The sequence below is a fragment of the Synechococcus sp. MIT S9503 genome, assembly GCF_047304175.1.
Taxonomy (GTDB): domain Bacteria; phylum Cyanobacteriota; class Cyanobacteriia; order PCC-6307; family Cyanobiaceae; genus Synechococcus_C.
This window is the reverse complement of the sequence record NZ_CP138955.1, coordinates 760,494-777,929: the sequence shown is the minus strand read 5'-3', so window position 1 is coordinate 777,929 and position 17,436 is coordinate 760,494. Positions and strand designations below refer to the sequence as shown.

Here is a 17,436-nt window from a genome sequence, read left to right as displayed (position 1 = left end):
GTGAATTCAGATTTGGATAAGTAAGAGGGTAAGAAATCTGAGATTCACGGCTCAGTTTCTGAGCAATGTCAACTCTTTAGTGGTCGAGGATTAAAAGGCGATGCTTGATCTATCACATTGAGATGAGTTCAAGATTCAGCTTGACCGCACCCCATATGTCTGCCGCCGGCGAAAAGGGGAACTGAAGAGTGAATCATTTCGTCGGCTGGATCAGGAACCAACCAGGCAATCCCGCAGGTTCTCAAACACGTTCACTCAAAATGAGAAGCCGCCTTCCGAAGAAGCCGGCTTCTCTGTTGTGTTGCTTAAACCCATTACTCAGAAGGCCGAGTAGGGCGGGTCGAAGCGTCTGGCTGTAAGGCTTGTCGGGCCAGTCAGGCAGCTTCTAGATCGTGCTCAGTTGGTCCGTCGTTACTCATTGAACGCCTCCGAAACCAGTGACTGCTTCAGTATCACCTCAGTGGGAGCAGGCTGGCATCAGTCAAATGGCTCATTGTCTAGGCATTAAGCCTCAGTGGCAGAAAAGTTCAAAGCATCCGATAGTCGAATGCTGCCAGGAGTCTTATGAATGAGCTGAAGCTATCGCTCCCCATTTTCGGATGCACAGTGGCAGTTGCCATCATGGTGATGTTGTTTGTGTTCAAAACAACTGCATGAAAAAAGCTGGTCAGAAATCTTTTTTTACAGTCGACTCATCGAGTGAGATCTCATTCATTCAATTATAATTCATTTTTTGTTTTGGATAGAGAAAGTAGTCAAAAGGAAGGTTTGGGGCGTTGGCTAAAAAACAAGCTGTTCTCTTCAGTGCCGCTAGCGATAAAAATAGCTGTTGACTCCAAAACATTCAATTCTCATCCATGCCAATCGGAACAGTAGGCGGCGATTTATAAATTTGCAAAAAAGGCTTCAACGAAAGGCATTCAAAGAGATCTAATGTTCTAATCTAAATATATGAACTTGAAAGAGATCAATGAATTCACCGGAGCGATCTATTCCCTCCAGATACACCTCTTTCCAACGACCAAAAGAACCCAAAGCAACAGTTCGATTAAAACAATTTATAGCGTCTGAATAATCGTCGAAAGAGTCAACAGTGGCAAGTATATTTTGATCCTTAAGATTAACTATATAGGCTGCGCCTTTAAATCTTGAATCAGGCATCAGCAAATGGGTGAGCAGGTCACGAGGTCTTAGAGGTGCCAAAAGCAAGCGTTGATGCTCATGCCGCCTTTATTTCATTAATGACGATACCAACTGTCGATTCACCACTCAGGATTCGGAGTTTTCCATCCTGTCGAATATATTCATAGTCTTCAGGCTCTCCAGTCACTTCATCAGTTTTCAAGACAAGCTCGAGCTCATCAAGTGATAAATCCTTCCATTGAAGCTTTTTTAGGCTCATGGATACCAAACTTTTTGGAGATTATAACCTCCTGCAGGTGACTACTTAAACTGAATCGACATGACTGACACCATTGCAAAAACCGAGCAAAGAGGCAATACAACTTAGAGACAACAAACAAAGACTTTTCTATGGTTTTTAGACCGTCTTCAATGTGCCGAAGTCAGGGTTCACTTGAGGAAGGAAAAACCGTCTCCGCTTTAGATCAACAACAACAGCTCAGACATTGCATATCGGCCAATAGTGATCTCATGACTGTTTTGTTTGAGATCACCACCACTGGGGTTGCATGGAAGAAAAGAGTATGCTTGATTTTTGTCTATAATTCAATTAAAAACAGACTATTACTAGATGTACATCATATTCATCCGAAAATCTTGAATAAGTTCACCAAATAAAAACTCTTTGTTCATGATTTGGCGTCTGAATCATGGGTGGATCTGGTATTGCCATAATCTACGTCATAACAACTCTCAAATATGCAAGTTTTGGAATCAGCAACTTTATGTTCAGAAACTGTGCCTTTGAGATGATCCAATTAAAGTGAATCAGCACCGTTCGCTGAGACGAGGCCGGTTACCAGCATTGGATGCTGAGGAACCCAAGACCCGAATCAGGCAGCTCGAGGGTTGTGCTTTAAATCACCTTGTCGGCTCCTCTGCGGCAAGCGGACGTCAAAAGCGTCAGAACTTGATCGGCAGCTCATGACCTTCAGATGTTCTTCTGCCTCCTGCAGAAGAACTTTGATCTGCGTTTCGTCCATAGCGATCGGAAGATTGCGTAACTAGACAAAATTGAGACTATTGGACACAGCCAGACATGCTCCGAAGAAAAGCTGAAGGTTCAGTCATCTGACTGACGCGAGCTCAGCAGCAAAATCAACCAAGACACAGTCTGCTCCTTTCAGAAATGCCTTGTTGAAAGGATGAACGCCAGGAAGAGAAATACCAGCAAAACAATTGATTTCATAGGTCTTCGCTTGATTGCGCAGACAATGAAAACCATCGAACTTGGAACTGTTCCCCGTGAGACTGTCCGCAGGACTCTCTGCATAAAAAAAGAGGCCGGATCGCTCCGGCCTCAGATCCATCTCGAACTGGGCCAAGAATGCCAGGCCCATGCCTCCGCGCAAGGCCGGGGTCAACTGAAGAAGTTGAGAAGCCCTGAAAAATCGATTCCCTTGGTGGATTCGTTAAAGCTCCAAACCTGCTGAATGATGCCCTTGCCAGTGGCAGCCTCAACAGCCAGGCCGATGACTAGGCCGATCATGGCTGCGCGACCGTTGAGCTTTTCACTGAAAACCTTCTGAGGATCAGGCGTGTTGGGTGCTGAGGAAGTCATGTCAAAAACTGTTTTACAAATATTAACATACGTGACGGAGTGTTGACTGATGGAGTTTGTCTTTGGGCCCTCAAGGCTGCATGCGTCTGACTGACCTCGCAATGCCCTTTGGTGTGAGAAATCAACAGGTTGATGAAAGTGCCTGGCATTGTGGGTTGTGACTTCCCAACAGATTCTGTGTTCTGATTGCCAAGGCATCTGCTGACCAAGCTTTTTCTGTTAATACTCTGAAAGCGAAAACAACCATCTCATGACGACTTTCACCCGTTTGGATGGATTACCAATAAACCAATGCAGCGTAGCTTTAATTTGTGCGCAGACGGTCTTCCCACTGATTGGCACTGGTACAGAGTTCAAACTGTAAAAATTTGAATCCTCATGAAATCATTTCGAATGCACTGTCAAGGGCTTGCAAAGCCAAGATTGACTCAGAATTTGGAGTCGATAGGGATGGGATAGCAGTTGAGTAGGCATCAATACTTCAATCACCCGCTGGAGGTCGTTGAATTAAGAGATTCAGAGTTGCCGCATTGCTGAGCAGCCTCAAAAAGAGCAATAAATCGTTCTCGTTTAGCCAAGAGTAGTGACCACACCAGAGCCAGTTAGCCTTTTATCAAGACCCGCATTCCTGGATATGGAGACTGTAATGAGGGTAATCGTCAACAATGAATGCCTGACAAGTGAGGCCCACGACAAGATCTTGTGGACGGGTCAGTCAATCATTAAGATTGAATATCAAGGCAACTCAGCACTCACCACATTTTCCAGGTGGCAGATGTGGATACGGGCGTCATCAAGTGTGTTTAATGCAAAGCTTGTGACAACATCGTTCCCAAGGGCTGAAGAAACATCCCATAAACGTTCATGTTGTAACCAGAGACCTGAGCTGTGCACTGCTGCGTAGAGAGTGGAAGTAAGCATGTGTTCGGCGATACAGGGGTCCTCCTGTAGCTTTTGCATGTTGAGACCGTGTCAAATGGAAGGTTGGCTGACTATTGCAAGTAAATGCCAGTCAGTCAGGTTTCATGCTGATCCGAGTACGAGTGGTGGCGCAAAGGATGTTCTGGTGATTGTTGATCACCTCAAAGACATGCCCGCAGGACATCCTCCGCTTCTGAAAACACGCAGGAATATGCGTTACGAGGATGCCGTTGCTCTTTGGAAAGAGCTTCAACGCTGTGGATGGTCCGTTGCAGAGTCTTCAGGGCGAGAGACCAGGAGGCAGCTGCCTGATCCATCACGAATTGAGTAATACGACGCAGATCGCATTGGCATCGATGCCGATACCTTCCGCCTAACCCACCATGACACCGCTTGCCCCCCAACCAACCATTGCCATAGACACATGACAGCCATCACTTACCTTTTCCGTAACGACGAGAACGACAACCCGATCACTGATCAACCCATCTACGAAGGATATGGCATGAGAGTGCTGCATTCCTTTGGCGCTGGTGAGTTTCCAGTCAGCAAGGAAGATCTAGAGGAAACTGCGCAGAGACTACCAGCAGCGGATGATTGGAACTTACCCAATGCCAGTGTTCTTCAGGCAGTGATAAAAGCAATGAGCGCAGATGAAGAAGTAACTGTCTATGCCTCCTACTGAACGATGGATTCTTCTTCTTGACTTTGGGGTGATGAAGATTTTTGTTAATGGCTGTCTGATGTTTTGTTATGGCTCCGATTGTGATGTTGATTTGCAGTTCCGACTGTCTTTTCCCTTGTTAAGTCATAAAGCACCAATTTTTCGTTAAGAGTCTTGTAAGCGCACGCTAGGCAGGTTTTTCTTCGCCATCTTTGCATTGACTTAGCGGTTGATTCGCCTCTGTGATTATTAACTTACTTTTTTGTCCGACCATTCGTGTTTGTGCTTATTCGCAAGAGATGCGTAAGTTGATGAGAGAGTAAGGATTCGCCAATCATGAGATCCTTTCGATCACTTTTTTCATCGGCTGCATTGTTTTTCAATAATCATTCCTTTCCAGCCGTGTTTTTCTTTTCTCGAAAAGCTATAGAGTTTTGAATTTTGTTCAAGATGAATTGTGTATGTCTTTATCCAGATCCGTTGAGGCTCGATTATGGCCATGCGGTTTCTTTCTGTTGATTCAAGCAAGTCATTGATAGGGATTAACCAAAGCCTTCGTGCCTAGATCATCATTCCATCAATGGATATAAAAATCTTCGTTATTTTCAGAGCAGACACTAGCCTGTCAGCAAAACAATTATGAGAACTTATGTTTAGTCAAGCGCTGCCATCAGATAGCTAGTTGATCCAAGCCTTTTCTGGATCCGCTTGCATGTATGTCCATCAGCGAAAAGACTGCTCGGATAGTTTGAACGATCCATTTCATGGCTGAAAAGGTTTCGTGGGGACAGGTTTTACTGTGGAGAGCATGCCAGCGCAACTGCGAAATGGTTAAAATGGCTTTCTGCTGAGGTGACACAATGATTCCAGAGCCACATGAGCTTTTTGATATTGACAGAGGATCAGATAAGCTATTCCTAATTGGGACCTCGTGGATCATCATTTTTTTGCTTCTTCTTTGAGCGGCATGGTCCTCATTAATAATTTAAGATCTTGACTTAATGCTGATTTGAGTTGATTGCCATATTGTCATTTTTTAATGCTTTTCAAAACCTTTACGCCTACTAATCTTTGTGCTTATAGTGCTTTTCGCTTTATTAATTCGATTTGTATGGATTTTCGATTAATCAGTAAAATAACCTTTACTATTTAAATATGCAATTATTGTAATTGTTGTAAGATCAAAGTTTGCTGACAGTGCTTTTAATGCTGAAAGTTGTTTTTTCAGCTCTGGTCAAATCTTTTTAATTATTTCTGAGATATCGATCGAGAATGAGAGGCAACTGCTCAAACATATTTGGTTTGAGGATGTAATCATTCGCACCTTTTGCAAGTGATTCCTGTCGCTTGTTTTCGTCGTTGAACGCAGTCACGACAAGAACAGGAGCTGTCACGTTGTGTTCTTTCAGATGTTGCAGACACGTCAAACCGTCCATCACCGGCATCATCAGGTCAAGAAAGATCAGATCGACCTGTTCGTTCTCCAGTAGATCCAGAAGCTCCTGACCAGTGCTGCAGACCAGAGGCTTCACACCTTCATCCAGCAGCTCCTCGGTCATCAGGCTGCGTAGACGAGGATCATCGTCGACATACGCAACTTGAGGTTGGCCAGTCATCGGTCACCAGCGACCTTTCCAACCAATCATGGCCTGTTCAATATCTGTTGGTGAAATGGGTCGCCTGAGATTCGAACTCAGGACCAGCCGGTTAAAAGCCGGATGCTCTACCGCTGAGCTAGCGACCCATCCTTGAGCCGGAGCAATCGTCCCGGAATCAGGTTGTGCCTTCAGGCACCAGTGAAAAGTATCACCCTGGCGATCCATCGTCCAAATGCCTCTCTTCCGTTGATCTGCCGAGCCGCAGCGATGCCTCTCGATGCTTGTTCCTAACGAAGGTGGCTTTTCGCCTTGGCAGCTGATCTCTGCTGCCTGCTCATCTGATGGTGGTTGTTGTGATGACGTCTGTTTCGATGAGGGCTGTTGTGGTGATGGCTGTTGTGGTGATGGCTGCTGATACTGGTCATTGGAGGACCACACCCGCTTGAATCAGCACTGTCAGCTCTGGACTCTGAACAGATGAGCGAGCCGTCCAATACGGGCCTGTTGATCACCTGCTCCCCGAGAGTTGACCCCCGGGCCTGGGTTGCTGAAAGTGCCGTGGTGATGGGTGATGTTGAGATTGCTGCAGGTGCAAGTCTCTGGCCGACGGCCGTCGCGAGAGGGGACATGTCGCCCATCGTGATCGGTCAGGGAAGCAATGTTCAGGACGGAGCTGTCTTGCATGGTGATCCAGGTTCCCCTGTGCTGATCGGTGCCGATGTCACGATTGGTCATCGCGCAGTCGTCCACGGCGCCACGCTTGAAAACGGTTGTCTGATCGGGATTGGAGCCATCGTCCTGAATGGTGTCACCGTTGGGGAGGGCGCGCTTGTTGCAGCTGGAGCTGTCGTCACAAGGGATGTTCCTGCGCGTTCCCTTGTGGCGGGTGTTCCTGCTCAGGTGAAACGTGAACAGAGTGATGCCGCAGTTCTCGAGCAGAAACACCACGCGGTGCATTACGCGCAACTAGCGGCTGCCTGGTCTCAATTACTGCAAAACCAAACGGACTGACGCGCTGAATTCTTGCAAGCACCCACGTTCATTAGGATCCTTCGACCATCCCTAGAAACCATGGACCTTCGCATCGTCGTTGTCGCCGCTCCGATCCTGATCGCCCTGGGCTGGGCCGGATACAACATCAGTCGAGCTGCTATCGGCCAGTTGCAGATGATGCTCAAACGCGGAGAAGTCTGAACCTGTCAATCGAATCTCAACCGATCGATAGTGTTGAGATCGCTTTGTTGAGATCGCTTGAACGACAGGTCGGTCATGGTCATCGGTGCCGGCCTGGCAGGAACCGAAGCCGCCTGGCAGATCGCTTCGTCTGGAGTTCCCGTCACTCTGATCGAGATGCGGCCGATCAAGCGATCCCCCGCCCATCACAGCGCTGAATTCGCGGAGCTTGTCTGCAGCAACAGCTTTGGAGCGCTCAGCAGTGATCGTGCGGCTGGCCTGTTGCAGGAAGAACTGCGTCGCCTTGGATCGCTGGTCATCAGCACCGCCGATCAGCACTCCGTACCGGCCGGAGGAGCTCTTGCGGTTGATCGCGGTCGTTACAGCGCAGCGCTGACTGACGTTCTTGAACATCACCCTCTGGTCACGATCGAACGCCGTGAACAGATGCATCTTCCTGCTGCTGACAAAATCACTGTTCTGGCGACAGGACCTCTCACAAGCGATTCGCTGGCCAGTGATCTGCGCGATTTCACCGGCCGCGATGACTGCCACTTCTTTGACGCGGCGAGTCCGATCGTTGACGGAGAGACCATCGACATGGAGATGGCTTTTCGAGCAAGCCGTTACGACAAGGGCGATGCGGATTACATCAACTGCCCGATGGATCAGCATCAGTACCACGCATTTCGCACAGCGCTTCTCTCAGCAGAACAGGCCCAGCTCAAGGACTTCGAGAAAGACAGCGCCACTTTTTTTGAGGGCTGTCTGCCGATCGAGGAACTCGCCCGTCGCGGTGATGACACCATGCGTTACGGCCCGCTCAAACCCATCGGTCTCTGGGATCCTCGCTGGGGAGATGTGAATGATCGCGATGTGCGCAGAGCCAGACGCGCCTATGCCGTTGTGCAGCTTCGGCAGGAGGACAGAGACGGGCGACTTTGGAATCTGGTGGGATTTCAGACCAACCTCAAATGGGGCGAACAGAAACGGGTGCTACGCATGATTCCCGGCCTTGAACAGGCTGAGTTCGTGCGTTTCGGCGTGATGCATCGCAATACCTTTCTGGAGGCACCTGAGCTGTTGAAGCCAACGCTTCAGTTCCGACAACGGGAGCGTCTGCTGGCGGCTGGACAGATCACCGGAACGGAAGGGTATGCCGCCGCTGTTGCCGGAGGATGGCTTGCCGGCACCAACGCTGCTCGTCTGGCACTCGGTCAACCCACGATCGAGCTGCCATCCACCTGCATGATCGGCGCTCTCACCCACTTCATCAGTGAGGCCCCCTCGGGCAAATTCCAGCCGATGCCCCCCAACTTCGGTTTGTTGCCGGCACTGGCTGAAAAGATCAGAGACAAGCGCCGCCGCTATGGCGCTTACCGGGACAGAGCCCTGGCTGATTTGCTGCTAGCAACAGAGAAGCAGGAGTCTGTCGATGTCGCCTGTCCGGCCTGAAGACCGCCTCATCGAGCGTCGCTCTTTGAAGATCGGCGTCTATGCCAGCGCACTGATGGCCGTTGCCGGTGTTTGCGTTCACCTGATATCCGGTTCCTACGCACTTCTGCTGGATGGGCTGTATTCGGCTGTGATGGTTGGGTCGGGGCTTGTGGCGGCAAGAATCAGCCGCAACGTGGTGCGCCCTCCGGATCGGGCCTACCCCTACGGTTACGACGGACAGGAGGCGCTGTATGTCCTCTTCCGCTCTCTTCTGTTGATGGGTGTGCTGTCCTTTGCAGCGATATCAGCCTTCAGCACAATCATCGATTACGCCTACGGAGAGCTGATCAGCTCTGTTCGTCTCGGGCCTGTCGCCTGGTACTCGATCGCGATGGTGGCAACCTGCTGGGGTCTGGCCTGGCGCCATCATCATGACTGGTGCCGGACCGGACGGCATTCACAGATCCTGCTCACCGAGGCCAGGGCAGCGCGACTGGATGGTCTGATCAGTGGCATGACCGGACTGGCTCTGATTGGAGCACCACTGCTTAACGGTACGGTTCTTTCAGCGCTGATCCCTGTCACCGATTCCCTGTTGGTGCTTGTGGTCAGCCTTCTGGTGCTGCGCGAACCTCTGCAAGGTTTTCTGACTGCGCTCGGGCAGGCAGCAGGTGCATCCGCTGAAACCGACCTGATCCGCAGCACACGTCTGGCTCTCGAGGATCTGCTGGCGGGTCTGTCCTGTTGGCTGCTTGACCTCACCGTCTACCAGGTGGGTCGCACAGCATTTGTGGTTGTTTATCTGAACCCGAGTCGGCCGATGGACGGCGGTGCCATCGATCTGATTCGTGATCGCATCCAGGAGCGATGCCAGTCGCTGCTGGCTTGTCCTGTGCGAACAGAGGTGATTCTGACCGCCACACCTCCCTTTGCTGCAGCCGGTGTTTCCTAGGGTCTGAGGCTGTGCAACTTCTGAGATGTGGCCGTGAGCTCGAGCCCGGACTGGGATGTGATCGTGATCGGATCCGGCATCGGAGGGCTGGTCACCGCATCTCAACTGGCGGCGAAAGGTGCCAGAACGCTCGTGCTGGAGCAATACCTGATTCCTGGAGGATCCGGTGGCAGCTTCCAGCGCAGGGGTTACACCTTCGACGTGGGTGCCTCGATGATTTTCGGATTCGGTGAGCATGGCCACACGAATCTGCTCACAAGAGCACTGGCTGATGTGGGTCAGTTCTGTGAAACGGTTCCTGATCCGGTGCAGCTCGAATACCACCTGCCCGACGGTCTGAACATGGCTGTGGATCGTGACTATGAAGGCTTCATCGGCCGGATGAGCACCCGCTTCCCGCATGAGGCTGAGGGAATCAGAGCCTTTTACGACACCTGCTGGCAGGTTTTCCGCTGTCTGGATGCCATGCCACTGCTGTCTCTTGAGGATCCTGCCTACCTGGCCAAAGTTTTTTTCAGGGCTCCTCTGGCCTGTCTGGGCCTTGCTCGTTGGCTTCCCTTCAATGTGGGCGATGTGGCGCGCAAACACATCCACGATCAGGAATTGCTGCGTCTGATCGACATGGAGTGTTTCTGCTGGTCGGTGATGCCGGCCGACCGCACACCGATGATCAACGCCGGCATGGTGTTTTCCGACCGTCATGCCGGCGGCATCAATTACCCCAAGGGCGGCGTCGGAACGATCGCCGAGAAGCTGGTGAAAGGGCTTGAAGCCCATGGAGGCAGCATTCGCTACAAAGCCCGCGTGAACGAGGTTCTGATTGAAAATGGTCGTGCCGTCGGCGTGAAGCTTGCCGATGGTGAACAGCTCAGGGGCAGGCGCATTGTCAGCAATGCCACCCGATGGGACACATTCGCTGGAGCAGGGTCACCTGAACAAACCCTGGTGAAGCGGGAACACACTCCTTCCGCTGAAAACACCTGGCGGCGCCGCTACCAGCCATCCAGTTCGTTTCTCTCGGTTCATCTCGGGGTCAAGTCTGAGGTTGTGCCGGACGGCTTTCACTGCCATCACCTGCTGTTGGAGAACTGGGATGATCTCGAAGCTGAACAGGGAGTGATCTTCGTGTCGATCCCTACCCTGCTGGATCCGTCCCTGGCCCCCGAGGGACGGCACATCGTTCACACCTTCACGATGAGCGACATTCAGCACTGGGATGGTCTGAAGACCAAGGAGTACAGAGCCAAAAAGCAACACGACGCCTCGCGTCTGGTTGAGCGACTGGAGTCAATTCTTCCCGGGTTATCAGAGGCCATCGAACTCCAGGAGGTGGGCACTCCTCGCACCCACAGGCGTTTTCTGGGTCGGATGGGAGGGTCCTACGGTCCGATTCCAGCCGGGCGACTGCCTGGTCTGCTGCCGATGCCGTTCAATCGCACAGGGTTGAACGGTCTGTACTGCGTGGGTGATTCCTGCTTCCCCGGTCAGGGCCTCAATGCTGTGGCTTTCAGTGGCTATGCCTGCAGTCATCGCATCGGGGCTGATCTCGGTCTGAACCCCTGGGCGCTTCCCGCCTGAGGCCAATCGCGTCAAAGCTGATCAGCTGCTTAAGGTCAATTCGAGCATCTCAACTTCATGGCACCGGCCAATCAACCCAGCTCTGCTGAACTTGCTCGCTATCTGGAGCAACGCGGTGAACTGAGCAAACCCTGGATGCTTCAGATGCTGAGGCTTTCAAAATTGAAGGAAGCTCGCGACCAGATGACTCCTGAGACCTACCTGAAATCGATTCAGGAGGCCCATGCTGACCTAATGCGTCTGGGTGAATTCTGGAAGGGTCGAGAGGAGGAAGTTTTCAACGGCGATTACCGCCCAAACGATGTGATCGAGCCAATGCCGGGCTCACCCGAAGACCGTTGAACGATGCCTGAGCAGTCTCAGGAACGTTTTCAACTCTCACCGCTGATCAGGGCGACTCTGGTCAGCGTCTACCTGGCGCTTGTGGTGCCCTTGCCCTTGATGGCACCTCCCACGCTGGAGCTGATTCTCTGGATCGCCGCTCCGCTGGGGCTGGCACTGGTGCTCGCCATGCTCAGTGAGCAGGTGCAGGTGGACAGCAACGGGATCAAGGTCGGCCACCCGAGGTGGTGCAGCTGGTTGCTGCGTCGCGGCTGGCAGCTCCAGTGGGATGAGATCAGCCGACTGGTGCCGGTCGGGACAAGTCAGGGAGGAACGGTGTATTACCTCACCACAGCGGACATGCAGCAACAACTGCTTCCGCAACGTCTGGAGAATTTCGATCGTTTTCTGGCAATTGTTCAGCAGAGAACTGGGATCAACACGACATCGATCCGACGACTGACTCCCCCATGGACCTACCGACTTCTCTTCAGCCTGGCAATCATCATGTTGGTCACTGAAACGGCGGTTGTTGTTGCCGTGAACAACGGTCTGATCTCTATTCCGGAAGGTTATCCAGGCTGAAGCGATACCCTTGCTGTCGCACGGTGGTGATGCCGCCACCTTCTCCTAGACCTGCCTGTTCAAGTTTGCGACGGAGCGTCAGCACCTGGGTGTCCACTGAGCGCGGTCCGCCGCTGAACGGAGGCCAGGCCATCCTCAGGAGTTCCTGCCGGCTGCGCACCATTCCGGGTGGCATCAGCAGTGCGCACAGCAGGGCGAATTCACGAGGACTGAGTTCGACCGGTTGCTCTCGCAGGGTCACCTGGCGCAGAAGCAGGTGGACCTCAAGAGGGCCAACGGCAACGCGTTCCTGCAGACCGCTGCGCCCGCGCTTGAGCAGAGTGCGACAGCGTGCCGCCATCTCCTCCAGCCCAAACGGTTTGCGCAAGACATCATCCGCGCCGTCATCCAGTAATCCCACAACGGGTTCAGCGCCGCTGCGGGCCGTCAGCACAATCACCGGACAGCGCAACTGCTGGCCAAGCCTCAGCGCAGAGCTTTGCTCCAGCAGTTCAGCACTCACAAGAAGATCGGGAGACTGTTCCTGACACAGATCGATGGCTTCCTGGGAGGAAGACACCGCAGCAGTCAGATGGCCGTCCTGGCGCAGACGCTGAACAAGGACCGTCCGCAACGTGGGGTGTGGTTCGACAACGAGTACACGCGCAGGTTCACGGGAAGGGATTGCCGGAACCGTCAGTTGCTGCACAGGAGCCTGACCGGATCCATGGGCGAGAAGATCGCGGGAGGAGGAGGTCACAAGGCATCCGGAAGCCGTCTTACGCTAATGCCATTCCTAAGGCACGCTGGTAACAGAGGCTGCCGTCCTCACCAAAGATGACATCTCTTCAGCACCCGGAAGCCATCCGCCACTTCCAGGCGCTCTGCGATGCCTGTCAGGAGTTGACAACTCGCCACCACGGCCCTTCAGAACTTCGTCTTTATGCAGATGGTTATCTGCATGCTCTGCGCAGAACCGGTGATCTCGATCCGAGGGAACTGTCCAGACTCGAAACCCTGATTGAACGCTGGATCCTGGATCCCTCCAGCTTCATCGGCCCCGACGGTGATGTGAGCACGCTGTACAGGCGCCCCAATCAGTACTGAGCCCATCTGCGCACGGCCATCAACCGCCATTCGATGGTGGCGGGCAATCTGCTTGCCAGTTGAAGAGTCCTTTCTGCTGTTCGCTGTTGGTTCGGATGATTCCAGCGTTGATCCTGGCGACGCCCTTGGATTCACTGGCAGATCAAAACCCGATTATTATCCGTAACTAGATGGAGGGATCAGCCTCGCCCGTTGAGCTGTTGCCGAGAAGTTTGACATTGAAGCGCTTCGAGGAGAGATCGCTCCATGACCTTGATTCCTTGCCGAATGTCAGAATTGATCATCGATGAAATGACTGACATGTAAAACCATGCCAGATCAGTTTCAACATTCGCTCAGATTCGCAATTAAAAATCTTGGCATGAAGAACAAATTGTCGATTGATTCAAACAGATATATAGTGATATTAATTGATTCTTTGATCAGCGGAGCTGGTTAACTGGCCAGAGCGATTTCTAATTTCTCTTTGAGCGTGTTGTCGTTATACATTTCAATGAGAATGTCAGACCCTCCCATGAATTCTCCCTTGACGTAAACCTGAGGAATTGTGGGCCAGTCGGAAAACTCCTTGATTCCCTGACGGATCTGCGGATCCGACAGCACGTCAAAACTCTCAAAGCTCACTCCAAGAGCATTGAGGATCTGCACCACATTGTTGGAGAAACCGCACTGGGGCATCAGCTTGGTGCCCTTCATGAACACGAAGATCGGGCTTGACTGGATCAGGCTCTCGATGCGGGATTGGGTCTGGGTGTCCATGGGAATCAGGCGATGGGAGAAAGATACCGATCAGCTGGGCGTGGAGGTATTCAGAGCCAGGGCATGGATGGCTTCGGATGCCAGCTCCTCCCTCAGCGCGCGATAAACCAGCTGATGTTGCCGGATGCGGTTGAGACCATCAAACGCTGTTGAAACAACGGTCACCTGGAGATGATCACCACCGCCGGTGAGATCCTCAACGCTGACCTGAGCGTCAGGGATGGCGCGACGAATGGCGGAGGTGACGGCATCCGGCTGAACCATTGGATCAGAGCTTGAAGTGAACTGATGCTGGCAGATGGGTGAGGCACCTGAAGACGTTCCTTAGCTTGCTGCGCCAGCACCTCTGTAAGGCGTGTCGACAAAACCGAGCTCAAGGAGACTTTGATAGGCCTTCTGACCTTCAGGCTTGGCTGGTGTCATCAGACGCACAACCTCCACGAGCACCGGCACGGCGATTTCAGGCTGCCCCTGACGGCGGAACAGAGCCGCCAGACGGAGGTTCGACTGGGCAAGTAGAGCAAGAGCTTCACGACCCTTGGTGTCCATTTCCCGTGGAATACGTGCATCGAGACCACGGAATGAACCGGAGAGATCCCGGTAGAAGGCCAGTAGCTGCTTCGATGCGGTTCTGGCGTTGTCGTAGTCCTTTTTTGCCTGGTCAAAGTTGCCTGCTGCTGCCGCCGCATCACCTCGCTGAATCAGAGACTCGACGGAGGAAACGTTGAAACCTGATCCGCTTGAAGCGAGCACCTTGGTGGCGGAACTGGATGTCGACTGAGCCAGTGCGGGGCTGATGAACAATCCTGCTGTCAGGGCAAGCGCTGAGCAAAGAAGGCGGGTGCCCATGGAACCAATCTTGAATGGCCGGACTTTAAAGGCAATTCAACGGTCGCCCCACGGACTCTCGGGCCGCTTGTTCAGCCGTATGCATCCTTTCGGCCAGGAGGTGATTGAAGTGAAGAGCCTCTTCCTTGCTTTTGCCCTCAACAGACAGTGGCTTTTCGAAGCAGATCGCCGATCTGCTGCGTGGTCCGGGCACGGCAGGGTTGTAGGCGAGTCCAAGAGGAACAACCTGCACGTCGATGCCTCGGCGCTGAGCCAGTTGTGCCAGCCGGACAGTTCCCTGCTCCAGTTGAATCGGAGCATCGGTTCTGTTGATGCGACCCTCCGGAAAGACAACCAGCTGCTGGCCATTTTCAAGCAGGTCGAGCGCGAATCGCAGGGTCGTCAGGGAAGGTTTGTCCTGATCGACTGCAAAACAGCCAAGACGGTGCAGAAACCAACCCTGCAGTCCCGACATCTCGGTTCGGGTCACCATGAAACGACAGTCACGACCGGTGATCCGTCTGCCAGCGGCCATTGGGATCATCAGAGCATCCCAGCGAGCACGGTGTGTTGGAGCAAGCAGCACCGGTCCATTCTTGGGGAGGTTCTCAGCACCGAGAACGGTTCTCTCACGCAGGTAATGGAGTGCCAGATCCTGGGTGACAACCATGGCAAGGGGGGCCCAGAAAGGATCGATCGCCGTGTCAAGGGCAGTTGAACGCGTCGTCAGGCTGCTGGACACCGCCTCGATCTGAAAATCCACTCAAGAGAAATTACTTGGGAAGACTCAACGCCAAGTCCTCTGCTGGGCAGTTGATCCTTCGGCCGTCTCGGTGCATGGGCTGAATAGGATTCAATCTTTGAAACGACATAGCGTGGCCAGCCTTGGGGTGAACATCGATCACATCGCCAATGTCCGGCAGGCCAGGCGCACCGTTGAACCGGATCCCGTGCCGATGGCTCTGCTTGCTGAACTTGGAGGAGCCGATGGCATCACCGTTCATCTGCGTGAGGACCGTCGTCACATCCAGGATCGTGATGTGGATCTGCTCAGACAGACAGTCCGCAGCAGGCTGAATCTGGAGATGGCAGCAACCGAAGAGATGGTCGGCATCGCCCTGCGTGTCAAACCCGACATGGTCACGCTTGTCCCGGAACGTCGTGAGGAAGTCACCACCGAGGGGGGGCTTGATGTATCCGGCCAGTTGGCGCAGCTGAAAAGCATGGTTCAACAGCTTCAAGGGGGAGGAATTCCCGTGAGCCTGTTTGTTGACCCCGACAAGTTGCAACTGAAGGCGTGCCATGACGCCGGCGCTCGATGGGTAGAGCTGCACACCGGCACCTACGCAGAGGCCGTTTGGAACGATCAACCACGCGAACTGGCCCGGCTCACGGAAGCAACTGTTTTTTCCAGGTCCCTTGGCCTGCGCGTCAATGCCGGTCATGGGCTCACCTACCAGAACGTTGAAGCCGTTGCGGCCATTGAGGGAATGGAGGAACTGAACATCGGCCACACAATCGTGGCCAGAGCGCTCGCGGTGGGTCTGAAAGCCGCCGTGAGTGAAATGCGCTCCCTCGTTCAGAATCCACGCCGAGAGCCCCTGTTCGCCAGTCAGAGTTGATGACCACCTACTACTTCGTTGCCGCCAGCGAGCGGTTTCTCACTGAGGAGGAGCCGCTCGAAGAGGTTCTCAAGGAGCGACGCCGCCATTATTCGGAAAAAGGCAAGGAGATTGATTTCTGGCTTGTACGTCAACCTGACTTTCTGAATGCACCGGCCATGAGAACACTGCGTGAGCAGCTGCCACAGCCGGCTGCAGCAGTGGTTTCCACAGATAACAACTTCATCACCTTCATGAAACTGCGATTGGAGTTCGTTCTTGAGGGACATTTTGAAGCCCCCACAGGCGATATTCCTGATGCGATTGCATCCACTGATCCCACAGATTGAGCATCAGGACTGAAGAAGCTGTTCTTCCAGCATGATGTTGAAGTTGAGAAGCTGTTCATCCGTGAGTTGCTGCCGGGAGTTTGCCTGAAGGTGCCGATTCAGGAAATCCTTGGCCTGCTGCTGATTCCACTGCAGGCGCTGGAGAATTTCATCACCCTGCATCACCAGATCCGAGCGTCGCAATGGAATCGCTGCAAGCTGAGGATCGCTTTCCGCTGCAAGCTCACGAAGCCGCTTGAGGTAGGCCACAAGATCACTGAAACGCGTCAACCGGTGTCGGCTTGCGTGGCCGAAGGCTCGTTCCAGATAGATCTTTTCACTGTCACGATCCCAGCCAATTCTCTGAAGTTCGAGATCAATTGCGGTGAGCTCCTCACTCCAGTCCTCTGGATCGGTCGGTGACTCACTGGGTGGCTGTGGAAGCGGCTCCTCCCCACCCTGTGCTGCGGATACGTCATCACCTGGATCTGTCGGTTGCTGGGGTGCTTCCGATGCCGGCGTTGCAGTTTTGATCGGCTGGGGTTCGCGGCGGATCGGCTTTGGCTGTCTGGTGCCTTCGGCACCCGCATCAACAACGCTGTCTGCTGTCACGGGCAATGGAACTGAAGCTTCGACTGCGGCGTCCTCCTTGATCTCAGCAGGAGATTGCGGAGCTGCCTGCGGCTGAACTTGGCCAAGCCTCAGGCGGAGTCTGTTGAGTGCCTGGTCCTCGGCTTCAGTGGCAGTGCCTCCATCGCCTAGCGCACTGCCAAGCGAAGTTGTTCCCTCGAAGGCTTCAACGAGAACCACGTAGTGATCGGAACTCACGTGGCAGAGCTGGGCGTGGGTTCGCATTCCACT

22 protein-coding genes and 1 tRNA gene are annotated in these 17,436 nt (G+C 53.1%); 12 read left to right on the top strand and 11 right to left on the bottom strand.

Features of this window, described 5'->3' with window-relative positions:
- Positions 1 to 930: 930 nt before the first annotated feature.
- From SIB56_RS04260 to SIB56_RS04250, 3 genes are all read right to left on the bottom strand, one after another.
- Positions 931 to 1,161 carry a hypothetical protein gene (locus SIB56_RS04260; protein WP_413325734.1) on the bottom strand — a complete coding sequence of 77 codons (231 nt, stop codon included), beginning with the start codon at positions 1,159 to 1,161 and terminating at the stop codon, positions 931 to 933.
- A gap of 58 nt (positions 1,162 to 1,219) precedes the next feature.
- The gene (locus SIB56_RS04255; RefSeq protein WP_413325732.1) at positions 1,220 to 1,402 is read right to left on the bottom strand and encodes a hypothetical protein; all 183 of its coding nucleotides are present in this window, start codon (positions 1,400 to 1,402) and stop codon (positions 1,220 to 1,222) included.
- Between the two features lie 1,140 nt (positions 1,403 to 2,542).
- Positions 2,543 to 2,743: a hypothetical protein gene (locus SIB56_RS04250; protein WP_413325730.1), complete on the bottom strand. Its 201-nt coding sequence runs from the start codon at positions 2,741 to 2,743 to the stop codon at positions 2,543 to 2,545.
- 919 nt (positions 2,744 to 3,662) lie between these two features.
- Here SIB56_RS04250 and SIB56_RS04245 point away from each other — a divergent pair.
- Together SIB56_RS04245 and SIB56_RS04240 are read left to right on the top strand one after the other, a co-directional pair.
- Entirely contained in the window at positions 3,663 to 3,995 is a 333-nt protein-coding gene (locus SIB56_RS04245) for a DUF1651 domain-containing protein (protein WP_413327116.1), read from the top strand.
- A 93-nt stretch (positions 3,996 to 4,088) separates the two neighbouring features.
- The gene (locus tag SIB56_RS04240; protein ID WP_413325728.1) at positions 4,089 to 4,349 is read left to right on the top strand and encodes a hypothetical protein; all 261 of its coding nucleotides are present in this window, start codon (positions 4,089 to 4,091) and stop codon (positions 4,347 to 4,349) included.
- Between the two features lie 1,223 nt (positions 4,350 to 5,572).
- On the opposite strand, the gene SIB56_RS04235 is transcribed toward SIB56_RS04240, so the two are convergent.
- Together SIB56_RS04235 and SIB56_RS04230 are read right to left on the bottom strand one after the other, a co-directional pair.
- Positions 5,573 to 5,944: a response regulator gene (locus SIB56_RS04235; protein WP_413325726.1), complete on the bottom strand. Its 372-nt coding sequence runs from the start codon at positions 5,942 to 5,944 to the stop codon at positions 5,573 to 5,575.
- A gap of 56 nt (positions 5,945 to 6,000) precedes the next feature.
- Positions 6,001 to 6,072, bottom strand: a tRNA-Lys gene (locus SIB56_RS04230).
- A 331-nt stretch (positions 6,073 to 6,403) separates the two neighbouring features.
- On the opposite strand from SIB56_RS04230, the gene SIB56_RS04225 reads away from it, so the two are divergent.
- The 7 genes from SIB56_RS04225 to SIB56_RS04195 all read left to right on the top strand — a co-directional run bounded on the left by SIB56_RS04225 (position 6,404) and on the right by SIB56_RS04195 (position 11,972).
- Positions 6,404 to 6,937 carry a gamma carbonic anhydrase family protein gene (locus tag SIB56_RS04225; protein ID WP_413325724.1) on the top strand — a complete coding sequence of 178 codons (534 nt, stop codon included), beginning with the start codon at positions 6,404 to 6,406 and terminating at the stop codon, positions 6,935 to 6,937.
- 60 nt (positions 6,938 to 6,997) lie between these two features.
- Positions 6,998 to 7,120, top strand: a complete 123-nt coding sequence (locus tag SIB56_RS04220; RefSeq protein WP_413325722.1) for a photosystem II protein Y — start codon at positions 6,998 to 7,000, stop codon at positions 7,118 to 7,120.
- A 75-nt stretch (positions 7,121 to 7,195) separates the two neighbouring features.
- Entirely contained in the window at positions 7,196 to 8,554 is a 1,359-nt protein-coding gene (trmFO, locus tag SIB56_RS04215) for an FADH(2)-oxidizing methylenetetrahydrofolate--tRNA-(uracil(54)-C(5))-methyltransferase TrmFO (protein ID WP_413325720.1), read from the top strand.
- Complete coding sequence (locus SIB56_RS04210; RefSeq protein ID WP_413325718.1) at positions 8,535 to 9,488, top strand: cation transporter; 954 nt, start codon at positions 8,535 to 8,537, stop codon at positions 9,486 to 9,488. Before trmFO ends, SIB56_RS04210 begins: the two co-directional genes overlap by 20 nt.
- Positions 9,489 to 9,515: 27 nt before the next feature.
- A complete protein-coding gene (gene crtH, locus SIB56_RS04205) occupies positions 9,516 to 11,066 on the top strand; it encodes a carotenoid isomerase (RefSeq protein WP_413325716.1) in 1,551 nt (516 codons plus the stop codon).
- Positions 11,067 to 11,123: 57 nt separating this feature from the next.
- Entirely contained in the window at positions 11,124 to 11,408 is a 285-nt protein-coding gene (locus tag SIB56_RS04200; RefSeq protein ID WP_413325714.1) for a hypothetical protein, read from the top strand.
- 3 nt (positions 11,409 to 11,411) lie between these two features.
- Positions 11,412 to 11,972, top strand: coding sequence for a hypothetical protein (locus SIB56_RS04195; protein ID WP_413325711.1), 561 nt, complete (start codon positions 11,412 to 11,414; stop codon positions 11,970 to 11,972).
- Here the strand turns inward: SIB56_RS04195 and SIB56_RS04190 are convergent.
- A complete protein-coding gene (locus SIB56_RS04190; RefSeq protein ID WP_413325709.1) occupies positions 11,947 to 12,711 on the bottom strand; it encodes a response regulator transcription factor in 765 nt (254 codons plus the stop codon). The two genes, SIB56_RS04195 and SIB56_RS04190, sit on opposite strands and share 26 nt — an antisense overlap.
- Positions 12,712 to 12,788: 77 nt before the next feature.
- On the opposite strand from SIB56_RS04190, the gene SIB56_RS04185 reads away from it, so the two are divergent.
- Entirely contained in the window at positions 12,789 to 13,058 is a 270-nt protein-coding gene (locus SIB56_RS04185; protein ID WP_413325707.1) for a DUF6761 family protein, read from the top strand.
- A gap of 435 nt (positions 13,059 to 13,493) precedes the next feature.
- Here the strand turns inward: SIB56_RS04185 and grxD are convergent, their stop codons facing one another.
- The 4 genes from grxD to SIB56_RS04165 are packed head-to-tail and all read right to left on the bottom strand — an operon-like array spanning position 13,494 to position 15,387.
- Positions 13,494 to 13,817 (bottom strand): Grx4 family monothiol glutaredoxin, encoded by a 324-nt coding sequence (grxD, locus tag SIB56_RS04180; protein ID WP_413325705.1) that lies wholly within the window; start codon positions 13,815 to 13,817, stop codon positions 13,494 to 13,496.
- A 30-nt stretch (positions 13,818 to 13,847) separates the two neighbouring features.
- The gene (locus tag SIB56_RS04175) at positions 13,848 to 14,081 is read right to left on the bottom strand and encodes a BolA family protein (RefSeq protein ID WP_413325703.1); all 234 of its coding nucleotides are present in this window, start codon (positions 14,079 to 14,081) and stop codon (positions 13,848 to 13,850) included.
- Positions 14,082 to 14,141: 60 nt separating this feature from the next.
- On the bottom strand, positions 14,142 to 14,666 hold the full coding sequence (locus SIB56_RS04170; RefSeq protein ID WP_413325701.1) for a hypothetical protein: 525 nt from the start codon (positions 14,664 to 14,666) through the stop codon (positions 14,142 to 14,144).
- 25 nt (positions 14,667 to 14,691) lie between these two features.
- Positions 14,692 to 15,387, bottom strand: a complete 696-nt coding sequence (locus SIB56_RS04165; protein WP_413327113.1) for a lysophospholipid acyltransferase family protein — start codon at positions 15,385 to 15,387, stop codon at positions 14,692 to 14,694.
- Positions 15,388 to 15,520: 133 nt separating this feature from the next.
- Here SIB56_RS04165 and SIB56_RS04160 point away from each other — a divergent pair, with 133 nt between their 5' ends.
- Together SIB56_RS04160 and SIB56_RS04155 are read left to right on the top strand one after the other, a co-directional pair.
- Entirely contained in the window at positions 15,521 to 16,267 is a 747-nt protein-coding gene (locus SIB56_RS04160; RefSeq protein WP_413327110.1) for a pyridoxine 5'-phosphate synthase, read from the top strand.
- Positions 16,267 to 16,596 (top strand): MgPME-cyclase complex family protein, encoded by a 330-nt coding sequence (locus SIB56_RS04155; RefSeq protein WP_413325699.1) that lies wholly within the window; start codon positions 16,267 to 16,269, stop codon positions 16,594 to 16,596. The genes SIB56_RS04160 and SIB56_RS04155 overlap by 1 nt, the downstream gene beginning before the upstream one ends.
- 3 nt (positions 16,597 to 16,599) lie before the next feature.
- Here the strand turns inward: SIB56_RS04155 and SIB56_RS04150 are convergent, their stop codons facing one another.
- Positions 16,600 to 17,430, bottom strand: a complete 831-nt coding sequence (locus SIB56_RS04150) for a hypothetical protein (protein ID WP_413325697.1) — start codon at positions 17,428 to 17,430, stop codon at positions 16,600 to 16,602.
- Positions 17,431 to 17,436: the final 6 nt, after the last annotated feature.